13 protein-coding genes are annotated in these 18,971 nt (G+C 61.8%); 7 read left to right on the forward strand and 6 right to left on the reverse strand.

The features are described from left to right. From WYH_RS00755 to alaS, 6 genes are all read left to right on the forward strand, one after another. Complete coding sequence (locus tag WYH_RS00755; protein ID WP_046904666.1) at nucleotides 1–2,448, forward strand: response regulator; 2,448 nt, start codon at nucleotides 1–3, stop codon at nucleotides 2,446–2,448. A gap of 80 nt (nucleotides 2,449–2,528) precedes the next feature. Then, on the forward strand, nucleotides 2,529–4,052 hold the full coding sequence (locus WYH_RS00760; protein WP_235979611.1) for a DUF4139 domain-containing protein: 1,524 nt from the start codon (nucleotides 2,529–2,531) through the stop codon (nucleotides 4,050–4,052). 10 nt (nucleotides 4,053–4,062) lie between these two features. Further along, entirely contained in the window at nucleotides 4,063–5,661 is a 1,599-nt protein-coding gene (locus tag WYH_RS00765; protein ID WP_053833316.1) for a DUF4139 domain-containing protein, read from the forward strand. 102 nt (nucleotides 5,662–5,763) lie between these two features. Next, nucleotides 5,764–6,831 (forward strand): recombinase RecA, encoded by a 1,068-nt coding sequence (gene recA / locus WYH_RS00770; protein WP_046902308.1) that lies wholly within the window; start codon nucleotides 5,764–5,766, stop codon nucleotides 6,829–6,831. 247 nt (nucleotides 6,832–7,078) lie between these two features. After that, a complete protein-coding gene (locus WYH_RS00775) occupies nucleotides 7,079–7,906 on the forward strand; it encodes a class I SAM-dependent methyltransferase (protein WP_046902309.1) in 828 nt (275 codons plus the stop codon). An 83-nt stretch (nucleotides 7,907–7,989) separates the two neighbouring features. Then, on the forward strand, nucleotides 7,990–10,665 hold the full coding sequence (gene alaS, locus WYH_RS00780; protein ID WP_046902310.1) for an alanine--tRNA ligase: 2,676 nt from the start codon (nucleotides 7,990–7,992) through the stop codon (nucleotides 10,663–10,665). 17 nt (nucleotides 10,666–10,682) lie between these two features. Here alaS and WYH_RS16730 read toward each other — a convergent pair whose 3' ends face one another. Next, a complete protein-coding gene (locus tag WYH_RS16730) occupies nucleotides 10,683–10,856 on the reverse strand; it encodes a hypothetical protein (protein WP_156320028.1) in 174 nt (57 codons plus the stop codon). A 55-nt stretch (nucleotides 10,857–10,911) separates the two neighbouring features. After that, nucleotides 10,912–12,678 carry a cation:proton antiporter domain-containing protein gene (locus tag WYH_RS00785; RefSeq protein WP_046902311.1) on the reverse strand — a complete coding sequence of 589 codons (1,767 nt, stop codon included), beginning with the start codon at nucleotides 12,676–12,678 and terminating at the stop codon, nucleotides 10,912–10,914. A gap of 131 nt (nucleotides 12,679–12,809) precedes the next feature. Here WYH_RS00785 and putP point away from each other — a divergent pair, with 131 nt between their 5' ends. Then, nucleotides 12,810–14,279 (forward strand): sodium/proline symporter PutP, encoded by a 1,470-nt coding sequence (putP, locus tag WYH_RS00790; RefSeq protein ID WP_046904669.1) that lies wholly within the window; start codon nucleotides 12,810–12,812, stop codon nucleotides 14,277–14,279. On the opposite strand, the gene WYH_RS00795 is transcribed toward putP, so the two are convergent. From WYH_RS00795 to WYH_RS00810, 4 genes are all read right to left on the reverse strand, one after another. Then, nucleotides 14,276–15,874, reverse strand: a complete 1,599-nt coding sequence (locus tag WYH_RS00795) for a carbon-nitrogen hydrolase family protein (RefSeq protein ID WP_082347702.1) — start codon at nucleotides 15,872–15,874, stop codon at nucleotides 14,276–14,278. The two genes, putP and WYH_RS00795, sit on opposite strands and share 4 nt — an antisense overlap. Before the next feature lie 25 nt (nucleotides 15,875–15,899). Continuing rightward, nucleotides 15,900–17,123, reverse strand: a complete 1,224-nt coding sequence (locus tag WYH_RS00800) for an NADP-dependent isocitrate dehydrogenase (RefSeq protein WP_046902312.1) — start codon at nucleotides 17,121–17,123, stop codon at nucleotides 15,900–15,902. Between the two features lie 288 nt (nucleotides 17,124–17,411). Next, complete coding sequence (locus WYH_RS00805) at nucleotides 17,412–18,587, reverse strand: serine hydrolase domain-containing protein (RefSeq protein ID WP_053833317.1); 1,176 nt, start codon at nucleotides 18,585–18,587, stop codon at nucleotides 17,412–17,414. 27 nt (nucleotides 18,588–18,614) lie between these two features. After that, nucleotides 18,615–18,920, reverse strand: coding sequence for a hypothetical protein (locus WYH_RS00810; RefSeq protein ID WP_046902314.1), 306 nt, complete (start codon nucleotides 18,918–18,920; stop codon nucleotides 18,615–18,617). Nucleotides 18,921–18,971 lie beyond the last annotated feature (51 nt).

Below are 18,971 nucleotides of genomic sequence, written 5' to 3' on the forward strand. Positions count from 1 at the left end.
ATGAAACGGCTGGGATTTTCCGATCAGCAGGGCACGCGTCCGCTGGTTGATACGCTGGCAGTCGCGGCGGCGGTGCTGGCCAGTATCGCCATGATCCAGCTCGTGACGCGTAGCCCGCCTGTAACCCTGGCCTATGCCGGAGGGCTGGTGGTGCTCGGCCTGGTGGCGTTCGCGGCCGGGCGCAGGCGCCCGCGTGCGGTAGCCGTCACGGAAAATGCCGATCCGGACTGGTCGGTGACTGTGGCCGCGATCGAACAGCCGGGCGTGGCGGTGGCTATCACCGACAGGGCCAATCGGCTGGCCTGTGCCAATGCCGCTTTCGAATTGTGGTTCGGTTCATCCCACGCACCGCCGCGTTTGCCGGTGGACGGCGTTTCGAGCGAGAAGCTCAACCGTGCGGCGCGTTCCGCCTGGCGCGATGGCGAAGCGGAAGAGGTGACCATTGCCGATGAAGGGCAGGGCTGGACGGCGAGTGTCCAGCGCGCCGGGCGCGGTGATGAATATCTGATCTGGCGTTTTACCCCCGTTGCCAGGATCGAACCGCTGGCTGGCATCGGCAAACAGATTGCCGGTGTATTCGGGCGCATTCTCAGCGCGGCTGGTATCGAAGTTGCACTGGTCGGGCCTGACGGCACGATCCGGGCGGTCAATGAGGGTTTCGCCCGCCGCGCCTGCGGTGATGGCGATGCCAGCCTGGTCGGTCAGGACTTCGTCTCGATGCTCCGCTCCGACGATCGCGACCGGATTTATTTTGCACGGGAAGGCCGCAAGGGATCGCCGCAGACATTGGTGCAGGTGCCCCTGTCCGATCCGGATTCGCCGCCGGTCGCCGTGGACGAGGCGCCGTCGCTGATGCTGCTGCTCGATTCGTCGGTCGGGCTTGGCGGCTGGGGAGCGGATGCCAAGGGGCAAACGCCGCAACTTGAATCCCTGCTGGAACAATTGCCGCTCGGCCTCGCGATGACTGATCGGGACGGACATTTCCTGTTTGCCAATCCGGCCTTCATGCGCGCAGCCGGTACGGAGGTGAAGGGCCTGCCGCCTTATCCGTCCGATCTCGTGGTCAGGCAGGACAAGACGGCATTGTCGGACGCCGTGCGCCGATATGGCAAGGGCCCGGCATCGAGCGGGGATATCGCGGTCCGGCTGGCGGCCGATCCGGACGAGCCGGTGTCGCTGGGCCTGGCCGGCGTGCGCGGGCTGGGCGAGGCGGCGGTCCTGCTCAGCCTGGCCGATACGACGGAGGAGACGCGGTTGAAGCGGCAGGTGGCGCAGGCCACCAAGATGCAAGCGGTTGGCCAGCTGGCGGGCGGCGTGGCGCATGATTTCAACAACGTCCTGACCGCGATTATCGGTTATTGCGACCTCATGTTGCTGCGTCACACCCCGGGCGATAGCGATTATGACGACATCCAGCAGATCCGCGCCAATTCCAACCGCGCTGCATCGCTGACCCGGCAGTTGCTGGCCTTTTCGCGCCAGCAGACATTGCAGCCAGAAGTATTGCAATTGCCGGATGTGATTTCCGAAGTCTCCCAGCTTCTGAAGCGGTTGCTGGGCGCCAAGGTCACCCTGCGCACTCATCATGACCGTGATCTGGGGCCGGTCCGTGCCGATCCGCGCCAATTGGAACAGGTGATCATCAATCTGGCAGTCAATGCCCGCGACGCGATCCAGGCCAAGCGGGGCGAACATGCGCATGGCACGCTGACCTTCACGACGCGGCGTGTGCTGGCCAATGACATTCAGCGCATGGGCAGCGAAATCATCCCGACGGGCGATTACACCGTGCTGGTGGCGGAGGATACCGGGGGCGGCATTCCACCGGAAAACCTCTCCAAGATATTCGAACCGTTCTTTACAACCAAGGAACTGGGCAAGGGCACGGGCCTCGGCCTGTCCACGGTTTATGGCATCGTGAAGCAATCGGGCGGCTTCATCTTCGTCGATAATGCGCAGCATCCCGGCGGCACGATCAAGGGCGCGCGCTTTACCATTTATCTTCCGGTTCACCATGCGAGCGAAGAAGAGCTGGCAAGGGCAGAGGTGGAGGAAGAGGAAAGCCGGGACTGGTCCGCCGGCGGCAGGATCCTGCTGGTCGAGGACGAAGACATGGTTCGCGCCGTCGCCGAACGGGCGCTGACGCGGCAGGGCTATACTGTCGTTACCGCCAGTGACGGGGATGAAGGCGTCGAAGCCGTATATGACGGGCAGGAATTCGATCTTGTCGTCAGCGACGTGGTGATGCCCACGCTGGATGGGCCGGCCATGGCCCGTGAAATTCGCAAGCTGCACCCGAAAATCCCGGTCCTGTTCATGTCCGGCTATGCCGAGGAACAATTGCGGCGGGAGATCGATTTCGACCGGATGCATTTCATCGCCAAGCCTTTCAGCGTGCAGCAGATCGCCAAGAAGGTCGAGGAAGCGCTGCGCGCCAGCCCTCGTTGATTTCAGGCGCCGCATTCACGAGGCGTAAACGAGCCGGGTGGATGGTGGGGATCACCGCAGGGTCTTGGGGGAGGACAGCCATGAAGAAGAATCGTCTGACAATTGCGGCCATTTCGCTCGCCACATTCGCCTGGTCCGCGCCGCCGGTTTCCGCCCAGACAAGCAGTGCTGACGGTGAAAGCGCGCAGGGCGATCTTTCGGTGACGATCTATAATGGCAATCTCGCGCTCGTGCAGGATGTCCGGCAGCTGGAGATCGCATCCGGGCGCAGCCGTATCGCCTTTCCCGATGTTTCCGCCCAGATCCGCCCTGAAACGCTGAGCTTCGCCGCGCGGGATACCGCGATTGTCGAACAGAATTTCGATTTCGATCTGCTGACCCCATCCAAGATGATGGAAAAGGCAATCGGCCAGACGGTCACGCTTGTCCGCACCAATCCGGCAACCGGCGCCGAAACGCGTGAGCGGGCGAAGGTCCTGTCCACCGCCGGCGGCACGGTCGTCCAGATCGGTGACCGGATCGAGGTGCTGCGGGACGATGGCTTGCCGGTCCGCGTGGTGTTCGACCGGGTGCCGCCCAATCTGCGCGCAAAGCCGACCCTGTCGGTGACGGTGGAGAGCAGCAGCAGCGGAACGCGGCCCGCTTCGATCCGCTATCTGACGCCCGGCCTTGGCTGGTCTTCGGACTATGTCGCTCTTTACGACGAGGGGCGGGGCACGGTCGACATGCAGGGCTGGGTCACGCTGACCAATTCCACCGGCACGACCTTCCATTCGGCAGATACATTGCTGGTGGCCGGTAATCCCAACGGTTCTTCCTCCCGTCAGCCGGGGCGTGGCTATAATCCGCGCATCGCCCCGGATATTTCGCGCACCGTCCCCGGCACCGAAACTGCCGAGCGGGAACGGCTGGGCGATTACTATCTCTATCCGATTGCCGAACGCACCACGATTGCCAACAATCAGACCAAGCAGGTCAGCTTCCTCGACGTGCAGGGCGTGCCGGCGCGCAAGATCTATGGCCGGACAGTCGGCTGGCTGGCTTCGGATACGCAGCCGGTCAATGTGTCGAGCCAGATCGCCTTTTCCTCCTCGAAGGAGGGCGGGCTGGGCGATGCGCTGCCTGCCGGCACGGTGCGCTTCTATCAGCGTGACGGACAGGGCAATCCGCAATTCATCGGCGAAAATGGCATTGGCCACACGCCGATGGGCAGCGAACTGGTGCTGAGCACGGGCGACGCCTTTGACGTTTTCGTGCAGGCCGAAGTGGAAAAGCGCGAACCGATCAATGCCGCCGAATATGAACGCAGTGCCCGCTATCGCGTGATCGAGAATGGCGAGGCAGTGCGGGAAGTGCAGCTGGACCGTGCCGTTACCCATTACCGCACGACGATGCGCTACACGCTGACCAATGCCAAGCCGGAGCCCGTGGAGGTTGAGCTGGTCCAGTCGGGCCTCGACCGCGGCTGGTGGGCCAGCGACTATCGCATCCCGAGCGAGGATGTTCCCGGCGAACAGTTGAATGCGGACGCCCGCAAATATGTGATCAGCGTGCCGGCCAATGGCGAGCGCGTGGTGCGGGTAACCTACGAAACCCGTTACTGAGCGGCCGGCAATGCGACGCGCTGCCTTCCTGATCCTGCTTCTGGGCGTGGCGAGCCCGGCCGCCGCACGTGAAGTGGTCGATGCCTCCCCGCCGGAAGATCTGGCCGTCACCCTGTATCGTGATCCCGATCGGGCCGAATGGCAGGACATGGACCGCGACTGGCCGCAGGGCTTCGCGATGATCACCGAAACCCGCCGGGTCACTCTACCGCCGGGCCGGTCGACGATCCGCTTCACCGGCGTTGCCGAAGGCATGGTTGCGGTGAGCGCCATCGTCACCGGCCTGCCGGGCGGAACGATCGAGAAGAACCGCAATGCCGACCTGCTGAGCCCCGCCGCTCTGGTCGATGGCACTCTTGGCAACAGGGTGCGGATCACGCGCACCGATCCGGCCACCGGCATGCAGGAGAGCGAACAGGCCATCGTGCGCACACGGGCCGATGGCGGCCTGGTGCTGCAGACGGCCGAAGGTTACGAGGCAGTGCGCTGTTCCGGCCTGCCGGAAAAGCTGACTTTCGACCGTGTGCCGGATGGGCTCTCCGCGCAGCCAGTCTTCACGATAGACACGCGGGACGAGACCGGCGGCACTTACGATGTCCAGCTGACCTATCTCGCATGGGGCTTCGACTGGCAGGCGCATTATGTCGGGACCTTGGCCGAAGGCGGCGATCGCGACGATGTCCGCATGCATCTGCGCAGCTGGCTGACCGTGCTCAACGATAATGGGCAGAGCTTTCCCGATGCGGAACTGCTGGTCGTGGCCGGGCGGATCAATGTCGAAAGCGATTTCGAGGAATTGTCCGATCCGCCCATGGCCCAACCGCTGCGGCTAACCTGTTACCCCTTTGGCAGCACTGCCGCCGGTACGCCTTTTGCGCCGCCTCCGCCCGCACCGCCGCCGCCGGCCAGGATGATGGCGGAAGCGCAGAGCATCGTCGTCACCGGCGGCCGCGTGTCGCGCGATGAACTGCAATCCTCCCCTGTCGCCATGATGGCGGGGGAGGAGCAATTGGGTGATCTTAAGCTCTATCGCGTGCCTGAAAGGGTGACGGTCGCGGCGCAGGGGCTGAAGCAGGTGGCCTTTCTTGACCGGAAGGAAGTGAAGGGCCGGATGCTGTACGAGGCGCATTGCACTCCATGGCACGAGACGGACGAAGCCGCGCCGGCAGAGATGCTGTTCTCGACCGTCAATGACGAGAAGCATGGGCTGGGCATGGCCCTGCCAATGGGGGGAATCACCCTGTTCGAGCCCGGTTCGGCGGGCGACATGATGGTCGGCGAACAGCGAATCCGCGATTATGCGGAAGGGCAGGATGTGGAAATCTCGCTCGGCGCTAGCTCGCAAGTCACCGCCCATTGCCTGCGTTCGGGGGCGGATGGGGAAGACGGTAACGGCACGATCCGCAAGCTGCCGATGCAGCTGCGCCTGACCAATGCCAACCCTTTCCCGGTCACGTTCCGGATCCAGCTGGGATCGCCAAATGAGTGGCAGATCAAGGGCCTGCGCCGGATGGAGGTAAAGAATAGCCAGCGCAAAGTGGACCTGCGCCTGCCGCCCAATTCCATCCGTGACGTGGGCTGGCGGGTGAGCAGCACGGAACTCGACTAGACAAATTATCGTTCCCCTCTTGTTCTATTGGAACAAAGTGGGTACGAAGGCCCCAGTTGAAGAGTTGGTGTGCAACCCTAGGAAACTGACGGAGGCCATGTCATGGCGGCGAGTCTGAAACTGGTAGAAGGCAAGGAAGCTAACGTGGACCGTCAGAAGGCGCTCGACGCCGCACTCGCACAGATTGATCGCGCATTCGGCAAGGGTTCGGCCATGAAGCTGGGCCAGAAGGAAACCATGCAGGTGGAGGCGATTTCCACCGGCAGCCTCGGCCTGGACATTGCGCTGGGCGTGGGCGGTTTGCCCAAGGGCCGCGTGATCGAAGTCTATGGCCCTGAAAGTTCGGGCAAGACCACGCTGGCCCTGCATGTCATCGCGGAAGCACAGAAGGCCGGCGGCACTGCCGCCTTTGTCGACGCCGAACATGCGCTGGACCCGGTCTATGCCCGCAAGCTGGGCGTCGATATCGATGAATTGGTCGTCTCCCAGCCCGATACGGGCGAACAGGCGCTGGAAATCACCGATACGCTGGTGCGCTCCAACGCGATCGACGTGCTGGTGGTCGATTCGGTTGCCGCTCTCGTGCCGCGCGCTGAAATCGAAGGGGAAATGGGCGATAGCCATGTTGGCCTGCAGGCCCGCTTGATGAGCCAGTCTCTGCGCAAGCTGACCGGTTCGATCAACCGCTCCAAATGCATGGTGATCTTCATCAACCAGCTGCGCATGAAGATCGGCGTGATGTACGGCAATCCGGAAACCACGACGGGCGGCAATGCGTTGAAATTCTATGCCTCGGTCCGTCTCGACATCCGCCGCACCGGCCAGATCAAGGATCGGGACGAGATCATCGGCAACTCCACCCGCGTGAAAGTGGTCAAGAACAAGGTTGCCCCGCCGTTCAAGCAGGTCGAATTCGACATCATGTATGGCGAAGGTATTTCCAAGATCGGCGAAATCCTAGACCTGGGCGTCAAGGCCGGTGTGGTTGAAAAATCGGGTAGCTGGTTCAGCTATGACAGCATCCGGATCGGGCAGGGCCGCGAAAACGCGAAGAACTACCTCAAGGAAAATCCCGAAGTTTGCGACCGGTTGGAAGCTGCGATTCGCGGCCGCACCGACGAGGTTGCCGAGGAGATGATGACGGGGCCGGACGCGGACTCCAACAGCTGATCCTCAAGAAGCGCTGCGCCCGCATGGCGAGGGGCAAACGCGCTTGCAGAACCGGAGCCGGCACTGCGCGTCCTACGGGGCCCGTGCCGGCTTCTTCCTTATGTGGGGCAACCCGATCGATCATCCTTCAGGTGAATCGGTTTGAGGCAGTTTCGTCTCGGTACTTCCGCAATCCGTCACTTGGCACTAATGTTCGCGTGGATGAAATACGCGCTGGCCCGCGCCCCGGGATGAGGATTGGCACGCAGTGACCGACAAGTTCGATTGGGCCGGACAGGCCGGAGACAGCTGGGCCGCCGAATGGCGCCGCACGGATCGCAGTTTCGGCATGTTGACCGAACGGCTTCTCCGGCGCAGCCGCGAACATGACTTCAACAAGGTGCTGGATATCGGCTGTGGCGCCGGGGAAATATCTCTGGCCATCGCCCGGAGCCGGAATCACGCCAAGGTTGTGGGTGTGGATATTTCGCCACGGCTGATCGAAACTGCCCGGGAACGCGGGATCAATCACCCCAATGCCAGTTTTGAACTGGCCGATGCCAGCCAGTGGATGCCGGAAGAAGGATTCGCGCCGGATTTCCTCGTTTCACGCCACGGCGTCATGTTTTTTGAAGATCCCGTGGCGGCTTTTGCGCATCTTTCCTCCATTGCCGCACCCGGTGCCGCATTGCTCTTTTCCTGCTTTCGCGACCTCAGCGCAAATTCCTTCTTTACCGAGATAGGAAAGCTCCTGCCCAGGCAGGAGAAAGCGGGTGATCCCAAGGCTCCCGGTCCCTTCGCCTTTGCCGACAGGCAGCATGTTGAAAACATCCTCCTGCAAGGCGGCTGGCATGATATCTCCTTCGAATCATTCGATTTTGGGATGATCGCAGGTGCAGGTTCGGACCCGATCGAAGATGCCGTGGGCTATTATACGACCATTGGTCCCGCCGCCCGGATGATGCCCATGCTTGCGGATGAGGAACGCGAATCCTTCCTCGACGATTTGCGTGGTCTGCTGGAACAACACTGCCATGACGGCATCGTTCTGCTGCGCGCGGCAGCCTGGATCGTGTCCGCCCGCAACGGCCAATAAGGCCATGATCGCCATCTTCGTACACAGTCTGCGGCTTAATCGCCTTGTCGCGGGCGTTCATGCGCCCTAATTCGCGAGGCACGATGCATTCGACAAACGATATACGCCGCACGTTTCTGGACTATTTCGCTGCCAATGGGCACGCAGTGCGCCCGTCGGCGCCTCTGGTCCCTTATAACGATCCCTCGCTGATGTTCGTGAATGCGGGCATGGTCCCGTTCAAGAACGTCTTTACCGGGCTGGAAACGCCGCCTGCTCCGCGGGCGACGACGAGCCAGAAATGCGTTCGCGCCGGGGGCAAGCATAACGACCTGGACAATGTCGGATATACCGCCCGGCACCTGACCCTGTTCGAAATGCTCGGCAATTTCAGTTTCGGCGATTATTTCAAGGAACGCGCGATTGAACTGGCCTGGGGGCTGGTTACCGGTGAATTCGGTCTCGATCCGGAGCGGCTGCTCGTCACCGTCTATCACACGGATGACGAAGCGTTCGACCTGTGGCGCAAGATTGCCGGGCTGCCGGATGATCGCATCATTCGTATCGCCAGCAAGGACAATTTCTGGGCGATGGGGTCCGATGGCCCCTGTGGCCCCTGTTCGGAGATATTCTGGGATCATGGCCCGGAAATCGCCGGTGGCCCGCCGGGATCGCCGGAAGAGGATGGCGATCGTTTCGTTGAAATCTGGAATCTCGTTTTCATGCAGCACATGCAGGAAAATGACCAGATCATCGGCGATTTGCCGCGCCCCAGCATCGATACCGGCATGGGGCTGGAGCGTATTTCGACCGTGCTTCAGGGCGTTCACAATGTCTTCGACACGGACAGTTTCCTCGAACTGATCCAGGCCAGCGAAGAATTGACCCGCACGAAGGCGGAAGGCGAACAGCAAGCCAGCCACCGCGTGATTGCCGACCATCTGCGGTCCACCAGTTTCCTGATCGCCGATGGCGTGCTGCCTTCCAATGAAGGGCGCGGTTACGTGCTCCGCCGGATCATGCGCCGTGCCATGCGCCATGCGCATCTGCTCGGCGCGAAAGAGCCCCTGATGCACCGCCTTGTCCCGGCCCTGGTCGGGGAAATGGGCGCCGCCTATCCGGAACTGCCGCGCGCACAGGCGTTGATTTCCGAAGTGCTGGAGCGGGAAGAAACCCGTTTCCGCCAGACGCTGGACAAGGGCCTGCGCCTGCTTGATGAAGCAACCGACGATATGGGCGAAGGTGCCCGCCTGCCGGGCGAGACTGCCTTCAAGCTCTATGACACTTACGGCTTCCCCTATGACCTGACAGTGGACGCATTGCGCCCGCGCGGCATCGAAGTGGACCGTGCCGGTTTCGATGAAGCCATGGCCCAGCAGAAGGCGGCGGCGCGGGCAGCCTGGAAGGGTTCCGGCGCGGCGGCAGATCAGGAACTCTGGTTCGATATTGCCGAGCGTGAAGGTTCGACCGAATTCACCGGCTATGCCTCGACCGAAGGCGAAGGCCGCGTTGTGGCCCTGGTGGTGGATGGCAAGGAAGTCGACCGCGCCGATGCCGGCAGCGAAGTGGTGGTGCTGACCAATCAGACGCCGTTCTATGGCGAAAGCGGCGGCCAGGACGGCGACACCGGCACGATCACGGGTGACAAGCGCTTGTCGATTGCGGTCAGCGATACGACCAAGCCATTGGGCCGTCTGCACGCTCATCATGGCAAGATCGAAAGCGGCAGCATCGCCGTGGGCGACACTGTCCATCTGAAAGTTGACGCTGAACGGCGCGAACGCATCAAGGCGAACCATTCCGCCACGCATTTGCTCCACGCTGCCCTGCGCAATCATCTGGGCGAGCATGTGACGCAGAAAGGTTCACTGGTCGCGGAAGACCGGCTGCGCTTCGATTTCTCGCATCCCAAGCCGCTGTCGCAGGAAGAAATCGCCGCGATCGAAGCCGAAGTGAATGCCGAGATTCGCAATAATGAAGAGGTCGTCACGCGCTTGATGACGCCCGACGATGCGATCGAAGCCGGCGCCATGGCCTTGTTCGGCGAAAAATATGGCGAGGAAGTGCGCGTCCTGTCGATGGGTCGGCAGGACTGGCAGGGCAGCGGCCGCAATTATTCGGTCGAATTGTGTGGCGGCACCCATGTGCGCGCCACGGGCGATATTGGCCTGTTCCGCATCATTTCCGAAGGCGCTGTATCCTCCGGCGTGCGCCGGATCGAGGCATTGACCGGTGAAGCGGCCCGACGCTGGATCGTGAACCGCGAAGAAGCGCTGAAATCAGTAGCCGCAACGCTCAAGACTGTGCCTGAAGACGTCGAGACGCGGGTTGCTGCCCTGGTGGATGAGCGCAAGCGGCTCGAAAAGGAACTGGCCGAAACGAAGAAGCAGCTCGCTCTCGGTGGCGGCGGTTCGGCGCAGGGCGCGGCGGACGAGGAAGTGGGCGGTGTCAGCTTTTCCGGCCAGGTTCTGGAAGGGATGAATCCCAAGGAATTACGCGGCCTGCTGGACGAAGCCAAGAAGCGCATGACCTCCGGCATTGCCGCGATAGTTGCCGTGAACGAGGGCAGGGCCGCGTTTGCCGTGGGGGTGACGGATGATCTTGTCGATCGTTTCGATGCAGTGAAGCTGGTTCAGGCCGGCGTCGCGGCTTTGGGCGGGAAGGGCGGCGGTGGCCGCGCCGACATGGCGCAAGGCGGTGGCCCGGACGGTGGCAAGGCGGAAGAAGCGCTCGCCGCCGTCAGGGCGATATTGGCCGGCGAGCAGGTGCCCGCCGAATAGCTTTCGGCTCCGGGAAGCTAGCGGTTCTGGCTCGCGCGGCGGACATCGCCTTCGCTGCCGCGCGGCAGATCCTCGCCCCGCACGGAATGGCCATCTCTTTGGGGGGCCTTGATCGGGCCCTTGTTCGCACCGGTCTGGTTTTGCGGTTTCTGATCGGGTGTGCCGTCAGGACGTTGTTTCGCGTCAGCCATTTTCTTTCTCCTCTCGGAGAAGCAAACGCTCAGCTCCGGCAATCGGTCCTGCTTTTCAGGCTGCGTCGGCAGTCGAGGTGCGGAGCTTCGGTTTCTCTTCCAAAGCTCCGCCTTCCATGATCCTCTCGCGGAATTCGTCCCGCTTCGCGTGGATCGATGCGATAACGGGACCAACCGCCACGCCCAGATCCACCAGCACCGCTTCGGAAAGTTGCAGCGAGCTTTCCAGTGTTTCCGGAACAGCCGTGCTGGCCCCGGCCCTGTAGAGTTCCGCTGCATGGATCGTGTCGCGGGCACGCGCGATAATGGGCAGATCGGGATAGGCGGCGCGCAATTTCTTGGTGATACGCTGGGCCAGAACAGGTTCGTCCATGGTCAGGATGACGGCAGGCGTGCGTTCCACGCCGAGCTTGTCCAGCGCGTCCACCCGCGCGGCATTGCCGAATACGGCGTTATAGCCCTCGCGTTTGCAGGCTTCGATCAAATCCGTATTTGAATCGATCGCGACATAGGGCTTGCCATGCGCGGTCAGCATCTGTGCGACGAGCCGGCCGACACGGCCGCAGCCGATGATGATTACGGGCGGCTGATCCGTATCCACGCCAGTATCGTCGATTTCGGCAATCGGTTCCACCTGGCGGCCGAGATGGCGGCCGAGCATGGCGAGCAGCGGCGTTACGGTCAGGCCGATGGCGGTGACAATCTGCCAGAACTGGGCGGTGCCGGGCTGGATCAGCAGGGCATCGGTGGCCGCGGCCAGCACGATCAGCGTGGTTTCGGAAGGGCTGGCCATCAATATGCCCGTTTCCGTCGCGGTGCTGCGCCGTGCGCCCATCAGGCGCAGCAATACGGCCGTGACGACGGCTTTCAGCACCAGCACGCCGACGACGGCCATGGTGATCATACCGAGATTCTGCCAGATCGTGGCGAGATCGATCCCCATGCCCACGGTAATCAGGAAGATGCCCAGCGCCAGCCCCTTGAAGGGTTCCATGATCCCTTCAACTTCGGCGTGATATTCGGTTTCCGCGATCAGCAGCCCGGCAACCAGAGCTCCCACGATGGGGGACAGGCCGACCACGCCGGTGGCGAGGCTGGCGCCGATTACCACCAGCAGGGAAGCGGCCAGGAATACTTCCGGGCTCTTGGTCCGGGCGGCCTGCGCAAATAATCGGGGCAGGGCATAGCGTCCCACGATCATCATCCCGATGACGACCACCAGCCCCATCCAGATCGTATCGATCAGATTATCCACGCCGTCGCTCTGCGCATAGGGTGCCAGTGCGCCCAGCATGAAGATGATCGGCACGATGGCGATATCTTCGAACAGCAGCATGGACAGGGCCGCACGTCCGACTGGCGATTGCGTTCCCGCCATGGGCAGCACCAGCGCGGTGGAGGACAGGGCCAGCGCCAGGCCAAGCCCGAGGGCGCCGGTCCAGTATTGCCCCAGCATGGAAAGGAAAGATCCGATCAGCGTGGCTGTGATGATCAGTTCCAGCGCGCCCAATCCGAAGACGAGCTTGCGCATGTTCCACAGCCTGTTGAACGACAGTTCCAGCCCGATGGAGAACAACAGCAGCACAATACCGAATTCAGCGAAGGGATCGAGCCGTTCGGGATCGCTGATCGTTATCCAGGTCAGCCATTCATAGTCATAGACCATGCGGCCCAGCCCGAACGGGCCGACCAGCAGCCCGACCAGGATGAAGCCGATGACGGGCGTGATGCGGAAACGCGCAAAAACGGGGATCACGATGCCCGCGGCACCGAGGATCACCAGCGCGTCCGACATGATGGGAGATATCGTTTCGGAATGCATTGTCGGGCTTTATGTCAGAGAATACCGGGATTCGACAACTTCGGATGGCAGAGGCGGTAAATAGGCTTGGAACCTTGCTCATTCCCGGCAGGCGGGTGACATAGAGGTCTGTGTCGGTATGTATGGCGCCCATGCAGACAGCCACAATGATTTCACTCGCCCTTTATTTCATCCTCATGCTGGGCATAGGACTTTATGCTTGGCGCAAGTCGACGGAAGACAGCGAAGGCTATCTCCTGGGGGGGAGGCAATTGCATCCCGCCGTGGCCGCATTGTCCGCCGGTGCTTCCGACATGTCCGGCTGGCTCCTGCTTGGCCTGCCGGGCGCGCTCTATCTGTCGGGACTGGTGGAAGCCTGGATCGGCATCGGCCTGTTCATCGGCGCGTTGATCAACTGGATCGTGGTTGCCCCACGTCTGCGCGAACAGACGGTCCAGTACGGCAATGCCCTGACCATCCCCGAATTCCTTTCCAATCGCTTCCCGGACAAGGCAATCGCCCTGCGGCTGATTTCCGCCATCATCATCGTGGTGTTTTTCACCGTTTACAGCGCGGCGGGCCTTGTCGGCGGCGGCAAGCTGTTCGAATCCACCTTTATCGACGGGCAGGTCTGGGGGCTCAGCCCCTATACGGCGGGCGTCTGGCTGACGGCGCTGGTCGTGCTGGCCTATACCATGGTCGGCGGCTTCCTCGCCGTCAGCCTGACCGATTTCGTGCAGGGCTGCATCATGGTCGTCGCGCTGGTGGTGATGCCGCTGGTCGTGATCATGGGTGAGGGCGGAGCGGGGAATGTCGCCTCCATCCTCGATGGCGTGGACCCGAACTTTCTCAGCTGGTTCGGCGGCTTGTCCACCATCGGCTTCCTGTCGGCGATTGCCTGGGGGCTCGGCTATTTCGGGCAGCCGCATATCATCGTGCGGTTCATGGCGGTGCGGGATGGCGGCATAAAGACCGCCCGCAATATCGGCATGAGCTGGATGCTGGTGGCCCTGATCGGCGCGCTGGGCGTTGGCCTTGCCGGCCGTGCCCATGTGGTGGCGAACGGGCTTACGCTGGAAGATTCCGAAACGATCTTCATCCTGCTGGCCAACACATTGTTCCACCCCTTCGTCACGGGCTTCCTGCTGGCCGCGCTGCTGGCGGCGATCATGAGCACGATCAGTTCGCAGCTGCTGGTTTCATCCAGTTCCCTGACGGAGGATTTCTACCGCCTGTTCATTCGCGACGATGCCAGCGAAAAGGAGATGGTGAATATCGGCCGCATCTGCGTGCTGCTGGTTTCGCTTGCCGCGATCTTCATCGCCAGCGATCCGGACAGCAAGGTGCTGGGCCTGGTGTCCAATGCCTGGGCAGGTTTCGGCGCGGCGTTCGGCCCGCTGATCACCCTGTCGCTCACCTGGAAGAAAATGACCGGCGCCGGCGCGGTTGCAGGGCTGGTGACGGGGGCATTGGTGGTTATCGGATGGATCGGGCTGGGCGTTGGCGACAGCACGGGCATTTATGAAATCATTCCGGGCTTCATCGCCGCCTGGCTGGCCATTTACGTGGTGAGCAAGGTGACGGCGAAGTCGATGCCGGGAACGGCCCGCAGCGCGGCTTAACCGCCGCCGGGGCCGCCCTTCGCGGTCGGGGCCAGCCCGTGCGGCCCCGCACCCGCGGCGGTGCCTTCTTCCCATTCGATCCGGTAGAGATCGAACCTTCGGTCCGCCAGGTTCTTCACCGTGCCTTCCGCGCGGGCCCAGGCGATATCGGCCAGGTTCACATCGCTGATGGTCAGCGTTTCCACATTTTCAGTGGCTTCGGCGGCGATCCCGTCGCGCGCGAAGGGGAAATCGCAGGGCGTCAGGATGCAGCTCTGCGCATATTGGATATCCATATTCGCGACATTGGGCAGATTGCCGACATTGCCGCTGAGCACCATGAAACACTGGTTTTCGATCGCGCGGGCGGCCGCGCAATAACGCACCCGCATATAACCCTGCCTGCTGTCCGTGCAGAACGGCACGAAGATGATCCGGGCCCCTTCATCCACCAGGCGGCGGGTCAATTCGGGGAATTCGCTGTCATAGCAGATGGTTACGCCAATCGGGCCGCAATCGGTCTGGATTACGTCGATTGAATCGCCGCCCTTGATATTCCACCAATAGGCTTCGTTCGGCGTCGGGTGGATCTTCTCCTGTTCATGGATGGAGCCGTCGCGCAGGCAGACATAGGCGACATTGTGAATGTCCCCGTCCGGCATACGCGTCGGGTGAGAGCCGCCGACGATGTTGATATTGTATTTGAGCGCCATTTCCGAAAGCGCCTTGCGGATCCTCGGCGTGTAGCGGCTCAGTGCCTCGATCGCTTCAATCGACGATAGTTCCTCGTCCTCCGCGCTCAGCAGCATGAGCGTGAAGAGTTCGGGAAACAGTATGAAGTCCGATTCGTAATCGGCTGCCACGTCGACGAAATATTCGACATGGCCGAGAAATTCGTCGAAATCCTTCACCGCCCGCGCCTGTAGCTGGCACGTGGCGAGGCGGACGCTTTCCACGCCGCGCGGCACGCGGTGCTGCGGGCTGTCTTCCTGATCGACGAACGGATTGCGCCAGATCATGTGCACGGCATAGGCCTTGGACCGCTGGTCTTCCGGCAGATAGTTCTTGAGGATGCCGATCGGCTCGAAACCGTTGGCCAGCTGGAAACGCAGCACGGGATCGGGCTGTTTCCCGGAAATCACACGGTCGAGATAGTCCTGCGGCCCATCCACCCGGCGCCACACGCGCTTGAGGTTGGGCATACGGCCGCCAAAGGCGATCCCTTTCAGCTCCAGCCGTTCGGCAAGGCGGCGGCGTTCTTCGTACAGGCGGCGGCCGATCCGGGTGCCGCGCGTCTTGGGATCGACGCACATCTCATAGCCATACAGCCAGTCACCCTTGGGATCATGGCGCGAGCCATAGCCATTGCCGGTAATCTCGTCCCAGCTATGCGGCTTGAGCGCGATATTGCCCGAAATACGCATCGATGCGCAGTAACCGACGACCTTGCCGTCCAGCACCGCGATGAAGCAGCCTTCGGGGTAATTATTGATCTGCCCGCGCAATTCGCTGTGCTTGTAGGGCGGCAGATCCTCATAAGCGCGCCGGACGAGCGCGGCGATAGACGCCACGTCGCCCGGTGCGGCCTGTCTAATCTCCAGGCGGGCCTTGGTCATACGAAATGAGGCCAGCCGGGCCCGATCAGGCCCAGTTCGCCATTTCCTTTTCGAGCCCTTCGACAATCGCTTCGAAGAACTGTTCGGTCGTCATCCAGCTCTGGTCCGGGCCGATGAGCAAAGCGAGATCCTTGGTCATCTTGCCGTTTTCGACGCAGTGGATGCAGACCTTTTCCAGCGTTTCGGCAAAGCGGACCACATCGGGCGTGTTGTCGAAACGGCCGCGATACATCAGGCCGCGCGTCCAGGCGAAGATGCTGGCGATCGGGTTGGTGCTCGTCGCCTTGCCCTGCTGGTGCTGGCGATAATGGCGGGTCACGGTGCCGTGGGCGGCTTCGGCTTCCACCGTCTTCCCGTCGGGCGACATGAGGACCGAAGTCATCAGGCCCAGCGAACCGAAGCCCTGTGCCACGACGTCGGACTGCACGTCGCCGTCATAGTTCTTGCAGGCCCAGACGAACTTGCCGCTCCACTTCAGCGCGGCGGCAACCATATCGTCGATCAGGCGATGTTCGTAAGTGATCTTCGCGGCTTCGAACTTCTCCTTGAAGCCTTCCGTGTCGAACACTTCCTGGAACAGATCCTTGAACCGGCCATCATAGGCCTTGATGATCGTGTTCTTGGTGGAAAGATAGACCGGCCAGCCGCGATCGAGCCCGTAATTGAAGCTCGCCCGTGCGAAATCGCGGATCGAATCGTCGAGATTGTACATCGACATCGCGACGCCCGAGCTCGGGAACTGGAATACTTCGCGGTCGATCACTTCACCGTCATCGCCTTCGAACACCAGACGCAGCTTGCCGGGTCCGGGGACGAGGAAATCGGTCGCGCGGTACTGATCGCCAAAGGCATGGCGGCCGACCACGATCGGATCGGTCCAGCCCGGCACCAGGCGCGGCACATTGTCGATCACGATCGGTTCGCGGAAGACCACGCCGCCCAGGATGTTGCGGATCGTGCCGTTGGGCGAACGATACATGTGCTTGAGATCGAATTCCTCGACCCGGGCTTCATCCGGCGTGATCGTGGCGCATTTCACGCCGACGCCATGTTCCTTGATCGCGTTCGCGGCATCGACCGTGATCTGGTCGTCCGTCTCGTCCCGCTTCTGGATGGACAGATCGTAATATTTCAGATCGACATCCAGATAGGGAAGGATCAGCCGTTCGCGGATCCATTTCCAGATGATCCGCGTCATCTCGTCGCCGTCGATTTCAACGACCGGGTTTACGACTTTGATCTTCGCCATGCGGTAGGAATCCTGCTGCTTTTGTTTCGCGAGAATGCGCCGCCTCTTAGGCAGCGTGACAGTCGAGCGCAAGGCGGTGCGCCAAATTGCGAAAACCCTTCACGTTCATGGCCAAATTCCCCGGCCTGCATTTTTCGCCGGGCATGAATGTTACGGGATTCTTCGCGTGCCAGCCAATCCGCACGGGCATGTTGCATCCAAAACGGAGGGGTGAGGCGGCTGCGTTCCATCCGGCCTCTCGTCTTTCCGGCGCAAAGTGAGGGGGATGATCCTGAGTGTCGGCGCCGCTCAGTCGTCGATTGCCTGGTAAACCAGCGTTTCGAAGTCAGCCAGGGGTTGGGGGATCACTGCTGGCCAGGAGACGGGCAGCATGAGCACCGCCACCAGGTCCTCTTGCGGATCGTTGAACCAGTAGGTGCCGAAGGCCCCGCGCCAGCCATATTGGCCGACAGAAACGGGGCCGCCGCGTGCGGCAATGTTATCAGTGATGAAAACACCAAGGCCGAAGCCGCGATCACGCCAGTAGGGGTAGCCGAAATAGGGTTGGGCGCGCTGTTCGGCGGTAAGGAAGTCGGTAGTCATCAATTCCACCGTCTTGCGGGACAGGATACGGCCATCTTCACAGCGCCCCATCCGCAGAAGCATGGTGCCCAGGCGCGCAAAATCATCCGCCGTGGAGACCAGCCCGCCTCCGCCCGAAGGATGCGCCGGCGGGCGGCTGAAATAACCACCGGGGCCGGGATCCTGCAGGATTTTCTTTCCGGTCAGCCAGTTGATGGAATAGGCTGGCCCCAGGCGCCCGATCCGGCTTTCATCCGCCCAGAACACGGTATCGGACATACCCAGCGGCCCGAATATCCGCTCTTGCAGGAATTGTTCGAAGGGAAGGCCGGCAACCCTCTGGATCAGGATGGCGAGTACATCGCTGGAAAAGCCCATCACCATCCGCTCGCCGGGTTGGTGGATCAGCGGAATTTCCGCCAGTTTGCCGAGCCATTCATCCACGCCGATGTCGGGCCGCATGGATGATCCCGCCATCAGCGATTGCGCCATTCGCGCCGCTGGCCCCTGCGGCAGAGCATAGCTGGGAAATCCCGCCCGGTGCGTAAGAAGATCTTCGACCGTGATCGGCCGTATCGGCGCACAGACATCCTCCAGCGAGCCGTTGGGTTTCTGCAGCACCCTCTGCCCCCGCAATTCGGCCAGCCATTGATCTATCCTGTCAGAAAGGCGCAGCTTACCTTCTTCCATAAGGATCAGCGCGGCAATGCTGGTGACGACCTTGGTCATCGAACCGAGGCGCCAAAGTGCATCCCGCCGCATGGGTGTGCCCTGGCCATCGATCGAACCCAGCACGTCACAATGGGCTTCTTCGCCGTGGCGCAAGATCAGCGCCACGGCGCCGGGAATTTCGTCGCAGTCGATCAGCGCCTGCAATTTGGCGGTCAGCCGAGCGAGCCGCATTGCAGACATGCCCGAACGAGCCATGGTTCAGGAGTCGAGCCAGGCCGCGAAGAGAACCGGCTGCATGGCAATGGCAGCGCTGGGATCGTCGATCACTTCGATCCGGCCATCATTTGCCGCTTCGACCATATCCAGATCACCGCGCAGGATTGCATCGAGATTGGCCTTGCTCACTTTCAGCGTGCATTCTGCCTCCTGCCGCTCATTTGTGACGACCAGGCCTTCCGCCCGGATCACGCCTTCATCGCCCATATCTATGAGCAGAGAGCGGCCTACCGGATTATGGGCGAGAGCGAGTTGCAGTTTCTCGGTGAGTTCGTCGATCGTGTACAAGCCAGCCCCTCAATCCAGATTCACGGGTGTCCTAAGATAGATCGACCTCAG

The organism is Croceibacterium atlanticum, assembly GCF_001008165.2.
GTDB classification, from domain to species: Bacteria; Pseudomonadota; Alphaproteobacteria; order Sphingomonadales; family Sphingomonadaceae; genus Croceibacterium_C; species Croceibacterium_C atlanticum.

Bases quoted from the DNA above. Each gene is read 5' to 3' on its own strand.
- WYH_RS00760 (WP_235979611.1), top strand. From the start codon at position 2,529: ATGAAGAAGAATCGTCTGACAATTGCGGCCATTTCGCTCGCCACATTC.
- WYH_RS00785 (WP_046902311.1), bottom strand. From the start codon at position 12,678: ATGCATTCCGAAACGATATCTCCCATCATGTCGGACGCGCTGGTGATC.
- WYH_RS00755 (WP_046904666.1), top strand. From the start codon at position 1: ATGAAACGGCTGGGATTTTCCGATCAGCAGGGCACGCGTCCGCTGGTT.
- WYH_RS00805 (WP_053833317.1), bottom strand. From the start codon at position 18,587: ATGCGGCTCGCTCGGCTGACCGCCAAATTGCAGGCGCTGATCGACTGC.
- putP (WP_046904669.1), top strand. From the start codon at position 12,810: ATGCAGACAGCCACAATGATTTCACTCGCCCTTTATTTCATCCTCATG.
- WYH_RS00765 (WP_053833316.1), top strand. From the start codon at position 4,063: ATGCGACGCGCTGCCTTCCTGATCCTGCTTCTGGGCGTGGCGAGCCCG.
- recA (WP_046902308.1), top strand. From the start codon at position 5,764: ATGGCGGCGAGTCTGAAACTGGTAGAAGGCAAGGAAGCTAACGTGGAC.
- WYH_RS16730 (WP_156320028.1), bottom strand. From the start codon at position 10,856: ATGGCTGACGCGAAACAACGTCCTGACGGCACACCCGATCAGAAACCG.
- WYH_RS00800 (WP_046902312.1), bottom strand. From the start codon at position 17,123: ATGGCGAAGATCAAAGTCGTAAACCCGGTCGTTGAAATCGACGGCGAC.
- alaS (WP_046902310.1), top strand. From the start codon at position 7,990: ATGCATTCGACAAACGATATACGCCGCACGTTTCTGGACTATTTCGCT.
- WYH_RS00795 (WP_082347702.1), bottom strand. From the start codon at position 15,874: ATGACCAAGGCCCGCCTGGAGATTAGACAGGCCGCACCGGGCGACGTG.